General features: G+C 79.0%; 1 pseudogene. It reads right to left on the bottom strand.

Annotated features, from left to right (window positions below):
- A pseudogene (locus tag KVS67_RS13040) lies at window positions 1-238 on the bottom strand (insulinase family protein); the annotation flags it as partial.

The raw sequence follows: 238 nt of genomic DNA, 5'->3' as shown, positions 1-238 counted from the left end.
GAAGCGGTCCGGGTCCGTGGTGGACAGCGAGCGGCCGCCGACCAGGACGTTGGCCTGCTCGACCGCCTTGGCGACGGTGTGCGTGCCGGGCCGCACCCGCGAGGCCGCGGCCCCAGCGGTGTCCACGGCACGACGCGGGGCGGGCAGGGCCCCCGGGGTGAGCACCCAGCCCGAGGCGCGCAGGGCGGCGAGGACGAGGCGGCAGACCACGTCGTGGTCGAGGTGGCCGGCGGCGGTG

Source organism: Micrococcus sp. GbtcB5 (assembly GCF_019091605.1).
GTDB lineage: Bacteria > Actinomycetota > Actinomycetes > Actinomycetales > Micrococcaceae > Micrococcus > Micrococcus luteus.
The sequence above is the reverse complement of the archived record's forward strand: the minus strand, read 5'-3'. Positions and strand labels throughout refer to the sequence as shown.